This is a genomic window from Streptomyces sp. NPDC006265, from assembly GCF_040613555.1.
Taxonomy (GTDB): Bacteria; Actinomycetota; Actinomycetes; order Streptomycetales; family Streptomycetaceae; genus Streptomyces.
The window spans coordinates 1-11,355 of record NZ_JBEXSH010000208.1 but is presented as its reverse complement, the minus strand read 5'-3'; the positions used below and the strand labels follow the sequence as shown (position 1 = coordinate 11,355).

Below are 11,355 nucleotides of genomic sequence, written 5' to 3'. Positions count from 1 at the left end.
GTCGCCCCTCGCGAGCATGGACGCCGCCGACCTGCGTCGTCTCGGCCGCGCCCTGCGCGACGAGGAGCGGGCCGCCGGCAATGGGCTGCCGCCGCCCTCCGACGTGCTGCTCGCCCAGGCGCTCGCCGAGCCGGAGCGCCTCGCCGTGCACGACCCCACGTACGCGCGTGGCGCCCAGCGCCTCGGCGCGCTGCTGCACAAGGCCCGCGAACGCCTCGCCGGCGGCGGCACGGCCGAGGAGGCGCTGTGGGACCTGTGGGAAGGCACGCCATGGCCCTCGAGGCTGGAACGGGCCGCCCGCCGGGGCGGCGCCGCCGGGCGCAACGCGGACCGCGACCTGGACGCCGTCTGCGCCCTGTTCGCCACCGCCGCCCGCGCCGAGGAACGCACCGGAGGCCGGGGCACCCTGAACTTCTTGGCGGAGATCGACGCCGAGGACATCGCCGCCGACACCCTCACGCGGCGAGCCGTCCGCCCCGCCGCCGTCCGTCTGATGACCGCGCACCGTTCCAAAGGGCTGGAGTGGCGCCTCGTGGTCGTCGCGGGCGTCCAGGAGGGCCTGTGGCCGGACCTGCGCCGCCGCGGCTCCCTCCTGGAGGCCGACCGCATCGGCCGCGACGGACTCGCCGAGCCCCTCACCCCCGGCGCGCTGCTCGCCGAGGAGCGCCGCCTGTTCTACGTGGCCGCCACCCGCGCGCGTGAACGCCTTGTCGTCACCGCGGTCAAGGCCCCCGCGGACGACGGCGACCAGCCCTCGCGCTTCCTGACCGAACTCGGCGTCGAACCCAAGGACGTCACCGGACGGCCCCGCCGCCCGCTGTCCGTCGCCGCGCTCGTCGCCGAACTGCGCGCCACCACGGTCGACCCGCGCGTCTCCGGCGTCCTCCGGGAGGCCGCCGCACGCCGCCTGGCCCGGCTCGCCGCCCTCGCCGACGAGGACGGCCGCCCCCTTGTGCCGTCCGCGCACCCCTACCGCTGGTGGGGCATGTTCGAGCCGACCGAGTCCAAGGTGCCACTGCGCGACCGCGACCAGCCCGTGGTGCTCTCCGGCAGCGCGCTCGACCAACTGGCCAACACCTGCTCGCTCCAGTGGTTCCTCGGGCGCGAGGTGAAGGCCGACGCGCCCGCGACCGCCGCCCAGGGCTTCGGCAACGTGGTGCACGTCCTCGCCGACGAGGTCGCCTCCGGGCACACCCCGGCCGACCTCACGGTCCTCATGGAACGCCTCGACTCCGTGTGGAACGCGCTGGCCTTCGACGCGCCGTGGAAGTCGGCCCAGGAGAAGGACAACGCGCGCGTGGCGCTCGAACGATTCCTGCAGTGGCACGTGATGAACCGCACCGGGCGCACCCCGGTGGCCAGCGAGCACGACTTCGATGTCACCCTCGAAGCGGGCGACTACCAGGTGCGCGTCCGCGGCCAGATGGACCGGGTCGAGGCCGACGGCGACGGCCGCGCCTACGTGGTCGACTTCAAGACCGGCAAGCAGGCGCCCGGTTCCAAGGAGGTGGAGCGCCACCCGCAGCTCGCCGTCTACCAGCTCGCCGTCCGCGAGGGCGCCGTTGACGAGGCCTTCGGCGGTGTACGTCCCGAGCCGGGCGGCGCCGAACTGGTCCACCTCCGGCAGGGGGCGGCCCAGCGTGACGGCGGCGAGAGCCTGCCCAAGGTGCAGGCCCAGGAGCCGCTGGAGGGGGAGTGGGTCGGCGACCTGCTCGCCACCGCCGCAGGCAAGGTCCTCGACGAACGGTTCACGCCGACCGCCGGGCAGCACTGCACCCACTGCGCCTTCCGAGCCTCGTGCAGCGCGCGGCAGGAGGGGCGTCACGTCGTGGAGTGAGCTGTCGTGGAATGAGCCGTCATGGGGTGAGCTATCGCACCATGTGTGCTGACCTGTGCTTCTTCCTCCCCGGGAGGCCGGTCCGGTCACCGCTGTCAGTGCCCGCCGCTAGCCTTTCGATGTGCCCGCTCGTATCACCGATCCCGAACAGCTCAAGGAGCTCCTCGGCATCCCGTTCACCCCGGAGCAGACGGCCTGCATCACCGCGCCGCCCGCCCCGCAGGTGATCGTGGCCGGAGCCGGCTCGGGCAAGACGACGGTGATGGCGGCCCGCGTGGTGTGGCTGGTCGGCACCGGCCAGGTCGCCCCCGAGCAGGTGCTCGGCCTCACCTTCACCAACAAGGCCGCCGCCGAACTCGCCGAGCGCGTCCGCAAGGCGCTGGTCAAGGCGGGCGTCACCGACCCGGACGCCATCGACCCGGACAACCCCCCGGGCGAGCCGGTGATCTCCACCTACCACGCCTTCGCGGGCCGCCTGCTGACCGACCACGGCCTGCGCATCGGCCTTGAGCCCACGTCCCGGCTGCTCGCCGACGCCACCCGCTTCCAGCTCGCCGCACGCGTCCTGCGCGAGGCCCCCGGCCCCTACCCGGCCCTGACCCGTTCCTTCCCGGACCTCGTCGGCGACCTCCTCGCCCTCGACTCCGAACTCTCCGAGCACCTCGTGCGCCCGGAGGCACTGCGCGCGTACGACGCCGAACTGCTGCTGACCCTGCGTGGCGCCAAGCTCAGCAACGCCGACCTGCGCAAGGTTCCCGACGCGGCGGACGCCCGACGCGAACTCGCCGAGCTGGTCACCCGCTACCGGACCGCCAAGCGCGAGCGGGACCTGCTCGACTTCGGCGACCAGATCGCCCTGTCGGCCCGGCTCGCCGGGATCCCCGAAGTGGGCCGCGTCCTGCGCGACGAGTTCCGCGTGGTCCTGCTCGACGAGTACCAGGACACGTCGGTCGCCCAACGCGTCCTCCTGGCCGGCCTGTTCGGCCAGGGCACCGGCCACCCCGTCACCGCCGTCGGCGACCCCTGCCAGGCGATCTACGGCTGGCGCGGCGCCTCCGTCGCCAACCTCGACGACTTCCCCGAGCACTTCGCCCACGCCGACGGCCGCCCCGCGACCCGCCAGGCCCTCAGCGAGAACCGCCGCAGCGGCGGCCGCCTCCTCGACCTCGCCAACGGCCTCGCGGAGCCCCTGCGCGCCCTTCACGCGGGTGTGGAGGCCCTCCGCCCGGCCCCAGGCGCCGAGCGCGACGGCATGGTCCGCTGCGCTCTGCTGCCCACCCACGCCGAGGAGATCGACTGGACCGCCGACTCCGTCGCCCACCTCGTCCGGACCGGAACCGCGCCCGGCGAGATCGCCGTCCTGTGCCGCACGGCGACCGACTTCGCCGAGATCCAGGGCGCCCTGGTCGCCCGGGACATCCCGGTCGAGGTCGTCGGCCTGTCCGGGCTGCTGCACCTGCCCGAGATCGCCGACCTCGTCGCCGTCTGCGAGGTCCTCCAGGACCCCGGCGCCAACGCCTCCCTGGTACGCCTGCTCACCGGCCCGCGCTGGCGCATCGGCCCGCGCGACCTCGCCCTCCTGGGGCGGCGCGCCCGGCTCCTCGTGGCCCACGCGCGCGTGGCGGACGACGACGACCAGGACCGCCGCCTCGCCGAGGCCGTCGAGGGGATCGACCCGTCCGAGGTGATCTCCCTCGCGGACGCCCTCGACACATTCCTGGAAACACCGCTGGACGGCCGCGGGGACGACGACGGACTGCCGTTCTCGTCCGACGCCCGCGTGCGCTTCGCCCGGCTGGCCACCGAACTGCGCGAGCTGCGCCGCTCCCTGGCCGACCCGCTGATGGACGTCCTGCACCGCGTCCTCGCCGTCACCGGCCTGGAGGTCGAGCTGTCGGCGTCCCCGCACGCCCTGGCCGCCCGCCGCCGCGAGACCCTGTCCAACTTCCTGGACGTCGCCGCGTCCTTCGCCGCCGGCGACAACGAGACATCCCTGCTCGCCTTCCTCGGCTTCCTGCGCACAGCCGCCCAATACGAGAAGGGCCTCGACAACGCCCTCCCCGGCGGTGAGAACACCGTCAAGGTGCTCACCGCCCACAAGTCCAAGGGACTGGAGTGGGACGTCGTGATCGTCCCCGGCCTGGTCACCGGCACCTTCCCCAGCAGCAAGGGCCGCGAGAAGTGGACCTCCCAGGGCAAGGTCCTGCCGCACGAGCTGCGCGGCGACGCCGACACCCTGCCCGACGTGAAGTCCTGGGACGCCAAGGGCCTGAAGGCCTTCCACGAGGCCATGAAGGAGCACCAGCACACCGAGGAACTCCGCCTCGGCTACGTCACCTTCACCCGCCCCCGCTCCCTCCTCCTGGGCTCCGGCCACTGGTGGGGGCCCACGCAGAAGAAGCGCCGGGGACCGTCCGCGTTCCTCCAGGCCCTCTACGAGCACTGCGAAGCCGGGTACGGCGAGATCGAGGCCTGGGCGGACGAACCCGCCGAGGACGAGGAGAACCCGGCCCTGCACCAGGCGACGGCAGACCAGGTGTGGCCCCTGCCCCTGGACGCGGCGGCCCTGGCCCGCCGCCGCGCTGCCGCCGAGACCGTCCTGGCCCACCTGGAGTACGTCGCGTCCGAGGAGGCCGGGCATCCCGCGGCCGCGCACGACTTGGACGCCGTCGACGACCCGGAGTGGCCGCCGCCCCCCGAGGACGACGAGCCTCCCTACGACGAACCGGACCCGTTCGACTTCGACGACGCCCCCTTTGACGAAGAAGCGTTCGCAGAAGCAGAAGCAGAAGCAGAAGCAGAAGCAGAAGCAGAAGCAGAAGCAGAAGCAGAAGCAGAAGCAGAGGGAGCGGCGGAGGGGGTCACATGGCCGGCGGACGGGGACGCACGGTCGGCAGACGGCCCCACGGTCCCCCACCAGGCGGGACCACCGGAACCTCAGGACCCACAGCGACACCGCACGCCGCACTTCACCCCGGAGGAGGCCCGCACCGTCGCCTCCTGGGACCGCGACCTCGACGCTCTCACCGGAGAGCTCCTGCGCGTCCGGGACAGCGTCACCGAGGTCCCGCTGCCCACGTCCCTCACGGCCTCCCAGCTGCTGCTCCTGGCCGCCGACCCGGACGGCCTCGCCCAGGAGCTGGCCCGCCCCATGCCCCGGCCGCCCCAGCCGGCCGCCCGCCGCGGAACCCGCTTCCACGCCTGGGTCGAGGCCCGCTTCGAAGAGCTGACGCTGCCCATGCTGGAGCCGGAGGAGCTGCCCGGCAGCGAGGCGGAGATCGCCGACGAACGAGACCTGGAGTCCCTCAAGGACGCCTTCGAGCAGACCGAGTACGCGCACCGCACGCCCTACCGGGTGGAGGCGCCCTTCCAGCTCGCGCTCGCCGGCCGCGTCGTACGGGGCCGCATCGACGCCGTCTACAAGGTGGGCGACGGCGAGGGCGCGACCTACGAGATCGTCGACTGGAAGACCAACCGCTCACGCACCGCGGACCCCCTCCAGCTCGCCGTCTACCGCCTCGCGTGGGCCGAGCAGCAGGGCGTACCGCCGGAGTCCGTCACGGCCGCGTTCCTGTACGTACGCAGCGGCGAGGTCGTCCGCCCCGACGGCCTTCCGGACCGCGCGGCACTGGAGCGGCTGCTGAGCGAGGAGCCGCCCGGTGAGGAACCGCACTCCGAGGACGCCGGTGCGGGCCGATAGGCTCGTGACCATGAGCCAGACCCCGGACAGCGTCGTCCGTACGTACATCCAGCAGCACCGCGCCGCCTTCCTCGACGACCTGGCCGAGTGGCTGCGCATCCCGTCGGTGTCCGCCCAGCCGGACCACGCACCCGACGTACGACGCAGCGCCGACTGGCTCGCCGCCAAGCTGAAGGAGACCGGTTTCCCGACGGCCGAGGTCTGGCAGACCCCGGGTGCGCCCGCCGTTTTCGCCGAATGGCCCTGTGACGACCCGAAGGCGCCCACGGTGCTGGTCTACGGCCACCACGACGTGCAGCCGGCCACCCGGGAGGACGGCTGGGACAGCGAGCCCTTCGAGCCGGTCGTGCGCGGGAACCGCCTCTACGCGCGCGGGGCGGCCGACGACAAGGGCCAGGTGTTCTTCCACACCCTGGGCGTTCGCGCCCACCTCGCCGCCACCGGCCGAAGCACCCCGGCCGTGCACCTGAAGCTGATCGTCGAAGGCGAGGAGGAGTCCGGCTCACCGCACTTCCGGGCCCTGGTCGAGCAGCACGCCGAGCGGCTCACCGCCCACGCCGTGATCGTCTCCGACACCGGCATGTGGTCCGAGGACGCCCCCACGGTCTGCACCGGCATGCGCGGCCTCGCCGAGTGCGAGATACGCCTGCACGGTCCCGACCAGGACATCCACTCCGGGTCGTTCGGCGGCGCGGTGCCCAACCCGGCGACGGCCGCCGCCCGCCTGGTCGCCGCCCTGCACGACGAGCAGGCACGCGTGGCGATCCCCGGCTTCTACGACGGCGTGGTCGACCTCACCGACCGCGAGCGCGAACTCCTCGCCGAACTGCCCTTCGACGAACAGCAGTGGCTGCGCACGGCCAAGTCGTACGCAGCCCAGGGGGAGGCCGGCTACACCACTCTGGAGCGGATCTGGGCCCGCCCCACCGCGGAGGTCAACGGCATCGGCGGCGGGTACCAGGGCCCCGGCAGCAAGACGATCATCCCCGCCTCCGCCCTGCTGAAGCTGTCCTTCCGCCTGGTGGCGGGCCAGGACCCCGGCCATGTGGAGAAAGCCGTCCGGGACTGGACCGAGCAGCAGGTGCCGCCCGGGATCCGCTGCGACACCACGTTCAGCGGGGCCACGCGCCCGTGCCTGACGCCGCTGGACCACCCGGCTCTCCGGTCGGTCACCCGCGCCATGGGCCGGGCCTTCGAGAAGCCGGTCCGCTTCACGCGCGAGGGCGGCTCGGGACCGGCGGCGGACCTCCAGGACGTCCTCGGCGCTCCAGTGCTCTTCCTGGGCATCTCCGTCCCCTCGGACGGCTGGCACGCCCCGAACGAGAAAGTCGAGCTCGACCTCCTCCTCAAGGGCGTCGAGACCACCGCGTACCTGTGGGGTGACCTCGCCGATAACTGGCGCCCTGAGCCCTGAGCGTCTCGCCCTGAGCCCTGAGCGTCCCGTTCCGTCCGGGCCGGGCACACGCGCGGGGCACACTGGAAGCGCCGCCCCGCACCGTCCGAGCCCGCCGGACCCGGTCGCCGCCCGCCGTACGTCCCCCTGAACCGCCCGCCGAACCCGACCGTTCCACCGGGGAGTTGGAAGCACCCGTGACCACCTGGACCGACCCCAACGCCGACCGCCCCATCTCGCTCACCGCCCCGAGCGGCATCGACCGGGCCGCCCACCACCGGCTCGACGAGGCCTGGCTCGCGGCGGCGTGGAGCCACCCGACGACGCGCTGCTTCGTGGTCTCCGGCGGACAGGTCCTCATCGACGAGACGCCGGACGGGCGCACCGAACTCGTCATGACCCCGTCCTTCGAGGCCCCTCTCACCGAGGCACACCGTTATTTCCTCGGCAACGACGAGGACGGCGTCAGCTACTTCGCCCTCCAGAAGGACTCCCTGCCCGGGCGCATGGACCAGTCGGCGCGCCCGGCGGGCCTGCGCGAGGCGGGCGCGCTGCTGTCGGCCCGCGACGTGGGCCTGATGATGCACGCCGTGGGGCTGGAGAACTGGCAGCGCACCCACCGTTTCTGCTCGCGCTGCGGCGATCGCACCGTCATCGCCGCCGCCGGGCACATCCGCCGCTGCCAGGCCTGCGGCGCGGAGCACTACCCGCGCACGGACCCGGCCGTGATCATGGCCGTGACCGATGAGGAGGACCGCGTCCTGCTCGGCCGCCAGGTTCACTGGCCCGAAGGCCGCTTCTCGACGCTGGCCGGCTTCGTCGAGCCCGGTGAGTCCATCGAGCAGTCGGTGCGCCGCGAGGTCCTCGAGGAGGTCGGTATCAGCGTCGGCCAGGTCGAGTACGTCGCCAGTCAGCCCTGGCCCTTCCCGTCCAGCCTCATGCTGGGCTTCATGGCCCACGCCACCTCGACCGAGATCGAGGTCGACGGCGACGAGATCCACGAGGCCCGCTGGTTCTCCCGCGAGGAGCTGCGCGCCGCCTTCGAGTCCGGCGAGGTGCTCCCGCCCTACGGCATCTCGATCGCGGCCCGCCTGATCGAGCTCTGGTACGGCAAGCCGCTCCCGACGCGGAGCGTCGCCTGACGGAGCCGCTGGTGACCGACCCGTACCGGAACCACAACGCCCACCACCATCCGGCGGTGCCGGCCGCCGTCCCGGACGGCTGCCGGGACCGACCACGAGAAGGCGGCCCCTGAGTTCCTCAGGAGCCGCGTTCTCCGCACCGGCACACGGCGACTAGGCGCCGATCTTCTGCTTCACCTGAGCCAGCGAGGGGTTCGTGAGCGTCGAGCCGTCCGGGAACAGGACGGTGGGCACCGTCTGGTTTCCGCCATTCGCCTTCTCCACGAACGCGGCGGATTCCGGGTCCTGCTCGATGTTGATCTCGGTGTACGCGATGCCCTCGCGGTCCATCTGGCTCTTCAGCCGGCGGCAGTAGCCGCACCACGTGGTGCTGTACATCGTCACAGTGCCCAGCATGTGTCTCGTGCTCCTTCGTTGGCTCGGGGCGGGTGGTCGCAGTGAGGGAACGTATGTGAAACGTCCACCATTCCCGTGCCCCGGGCCCGGCCCGACGTGACGCCTGCCGCATTGATACGACTATCGGTGCGTGCCTGTGGACAACCAGCGCAGCCGTCTCCCGCGACCTGGCAGCATGGCTGTGTGACAGCAGCAACGCACTCCACCCTGTTCCCGCAGGTACCGGACTCCGCCGACGCGGTGCTCGAGGGGCTCGACCCCGAGCAGCGCGAGGTGGCCACGGCCCTGCACGGTCCGGTGTGCGTCCTGGCGGGCGCGGGCACGGGAAAGACCCGGGCGATCACCCACCGCATCGCCTACGGAGTGCGCGCCGGCATCCTGCATCCCTCCAGCGTCCTCGCCGTCACCTTCACCAACCGCGCCGCCGGGGAGATGCGCGGCCGGCTGCGCCAGCTCGGCGCCGGAGGCGTCCAGGCCCGTACGTTCCACTCGGCCGCCCTGCGCCAGCTCCAGTACTTCTGGCCGAAAGCGGTCGGCGGCTCCATGCCCCGGCTCGTCGACCGCAAGATCCAGCTCGTCGCCGACGCGGCCGCCGCCTGCCGCATCCGTCTCGACCGGGGTGAGCTGCGGGACGTCACCGCCGAGATCGAATGGTCCAAGGTCACCCAGACCGTCCCCGCCGACTACGCGCCCGCCGCCGCCAAGGCCGGCCGCGAGTCGCCCCGCGACCCCGCCGAGATCGCCCAGCTCTACGCCGCCTACGAGGACGTCAAGCGCGAGCGGTCCGTCATCGACTTCGAGGACGTGCTGCTGCTGACCGTGGCCGTCCTGCAGGACCGGCAGGACATCGCCGAGCAGATCCGTGCCCAGTACCAGCACTTCGTGGTCGACGAGTACCAGGACGTCAGCCCTCTCCAGCAGCGCCTGCTCGAACTGTGGCTGGGCGAGCGGGACAGCCTGTGTGTGGTGGGGGACGCCAGCCAGACGATCTACTCCTTCACGGGAGCGACCCCGGACCATCTGCTCGACTTCCGCACCCGCCATCCCGGTGCCACGGTCGTCAAACTGGTCCGCGACTACCGCTCCACCCCCCAGGTCGTGCACCTCGCCAACGGCCTGCTCGCCCAGGCCCGGGGCCGGGCCGCCGACCACCGCCTTGAGCTCGTCTCCCAGCGCGCCGCGGGGCCCGAGCCCGTCTACGCCGAGTACACCGACGAGCCCGCCGAAGCGGAAGGCGCGGCCCGCCGGATCCGCGAACTCATCGACTCGGGCATCCCGGCCTCCGAGATCGCGATCCTCTTCCGTACGAACGCGCAGTCCGAGACCTACGAGCAGGCCCTGGCCGACGCCGCAGTGCCCTACCAGCTGCGCGGCGCCGAGCGGTTCTTCGACCGCCCGGAGGTGCGCAAAGCGGGCATCGCCCTGCGGGGCGCGGCCCGCTTCGGCGGCAACGACTCCCTCCTCGACGACGTCGTCGACCTTCCCTCCCAGGTGCGTGCGGTGCTGTCGGGAGAGGGCTGGACGACGCAACCACCGGCCGGCTCCGGCGCCGTGCGAGAGCGCTGGGAGTCCCTGGCCGCCCTGGTGAACCTCGCCCAGGACTTCGCCGCCGCCAAACCGGGCGCCACCCTGGCCGATCTCGTCGCCGAACTCGACGAACGGGCGAACGCCCAGCACGCCCCCACCGTGCAGGGCGTCACCCTCGCCTCCCTGCACTCGGCCAAGGGCCTGGAATGGGACGTCGTCTTCCTGGTCGGCGTGGCCGAAGGCATGATGCCGATCACCTACGCGAAGACCGACGAACAAATCGAGGAGGAGCGCCGCCTCCTCTATGTCGGTGTGACCCGCGCGCGCGAACACCTCCGTGTCTCCTGGGCGCTCTCCCGCTCACCCGGTGGCCGCCCCAACCGCCGCCCCAGTCGCTTCCTCGACGGACTGCGTCCCGGTTCGACGGCCACCACGGGCCGCACCACCGCAGGCGGGGCGGGCGGAATCGAGCGCGGAATCCCCGGAATCAGGGAGTCCGCCCCGAAACGGGCTCAGCGAGTTCCCGCCCGCTGCCGAGTCTGCGGCCGCACGCTGACAGACCCGGGCGAGATGAAGCTGATGCGCTGCGACGACTGCCCCTCCGACATGAACGAAGGCCTGTACGAGCGGCTGCGCGAATGGCGCGCCGACCAGGCACGCAGCAGCGGCCAGCCCGCCTTCTGCGTGTTCACGGACCGGACCCTGATGGCGATCGCCGAGTCCGCTCCCGACGACGAGCGCGAGCTCGCCCGCATCCCGGGCGTGGGGATGCGCAAGCTCACCCGCTACGGGGCCGACGTACTGGCCATCTGCGCAGGCCAGTCACTCGCTCAGAGCGCAGATCAGGACTGACACGAACTCGTCGAAAAAATAGTTTGCGCATGCCCCAGCAATCCCCCTAGGTTCTTAGGCACGAGAACAGCGGCCTTCTCGGAGGCCCTGATTCCGTGTTGTACTTGCATATCCGCAGGACTGGTTCGTCCAGTCCCCCGAGACGCCGAGAGGAGGCGAGTCCAGTGATCAGCATCAACACCAGCTCTGTCAGCATCGTGAAAATGACCGATCGCTCGGCCGTCTCCGCGTGCATGCTCGGCGTTTCGAACCTGGGCACCGGTCTGTCCGGCATTCGTGCCGTCCGTCCGGCGTCCTCCTCCGCTGCTCCCGCGGGCCTTCCCGTCCGCGAGCGCAATGAGCGACCGACCAAGGCACTGGAAGCGGCAGTAGTGGCACAGGCACAGGCCTATGCCTTTACGGCGACCGGTGCCGGATTCCGGAAGCAGACGACGCAGCACCACCAGATGTGGGCCTTCCGTGGGCCAGAACCCTGGAGTGATCCAGCCTGATCGCAGATCAGGCCGAC

7 protein-coding genes are annotated in these 11,355 nt (G+C 72.2%); 6 read left to right on the top strand and 1 reads right to left on the bottom strand.

Going from position 1 to position 11,355, the window contains the following annotated elements; translation table 11 throughout:
• From ABZ281_RS18645 to nudC, 4 genes are all read left to right on the top strand, one after another.
• Nucleotides 1-1,837, top strand: a 1,837-nt coding sequence (locus ABZ281_RS18645; RefSeq protein WP_356656770.1) for a PD-(D/E)XK nuclease family protein, incomplete at its 5' end; no start/stop codon positions are given.
• A 121-nt stretch (nucleotides 1,838-1,958) separates the two neighbouring features.
• On the top strand, nucleotides 1,959-5,537 hold the full coding sequence (locus ABZ281_RS18640) for an ATP-dependent DNA helicase (protein ID WP_356656768.1): 3,579 nt from the start codon (nucleotides 1,959-1,961) through the stop codon (nucleotides 5,535-5,537).
• Nucleotides 5,538-5,547: 10 nt separating this feature from the next.
• Nucleotides 5,548-6,951, top strand: coding sequence for a dipeptidase (locus ABZ281_RS18635; RefSeq protein WP_356656766.1), 1,404 nt, complete (start codon nucleotides 5,548-5,550; stop codon nucleotides 6,949-6,951).
• A 176-nt stretch (nucleotides 6,952-7,127) separates the two neighbouring features.
• Nucleotides 7,128-8,072, top strand: a complete 945-nt coding sequence (gene nudC, locus ABZ281_RS18630) for an NAD(+) diphosphatase (RefSeq protein ID WP_356656764.1) — start codon at nucleotides 7,128-7,130, stop codon at nucleotides 8,070-8,072.
• A gap of 153 nt (nucleotides 8,073-8,225) precedes the next feature.
• Here the strand turns inward: nudC and ABZ281_RS18625 are convergent, their stop codons facing one another.
• Nucleotides 8,226-8,468 carry a mycoredoxin gene (locus ABZ281_RS18625; protein ID WP_003992805.1) on the bottom strand — a complete coding sequence of 81 codons (243 nt, stop codon included), beginning with the start codon at nucleotides 8,466-8,468 and terminating at the stop codon, nucleotides 8,226-8,228.
• A gap of 183 nt (nucleotides 8,469-8,651) precedes the next feature.
• Between ABZ281_RS18625 and ABZ281_RS18620 the strand changes: the two genes are divergently transcribed.
• Nucleotides 8,652-10,847, top strand: coding sequence for an ATP-dependent DNA helicase UvrD2 (locus tag ABZ281_RS18620; protein WP_356656762.1), 2,196 nt, complete (start codon nucleotides 8,652-8,654; stop codon nucleotides 10,845-10,847).
• Between the two features lie 164 nt (nucleotides 10,848-11,011).
• Nucleotides 11,012-11,338, top strand: coding sequence for a hypothetical protein (locus ABZ281_RS18615; protein WP_078615418.1), 327 nt, complete (start codon nucleotides 11,012-11,014; stop codon nucleotides 11,336-11,338).
• Nucleotides 11,339-11,355 lie beyond the last annotated feature (17 nt).

Bases quoted from the DNA above. Each gene is read 5' to 3' on its own strand.
- ABZ281_RS18635 (WP_356656766.1), top strand. From the start codon at position 5,548: ATGAGCCAGACCCCGGACAGCGTCGTCCGTACGTACATCCAGCAGCAC.
- ABZ281_RS18625 (WP_003992805.1), bottom strand. From the start codon at position 8,468: ATGCTGGGCACTGTGACGATGTACAGCACCACGTGGTGCGGCTACTGC.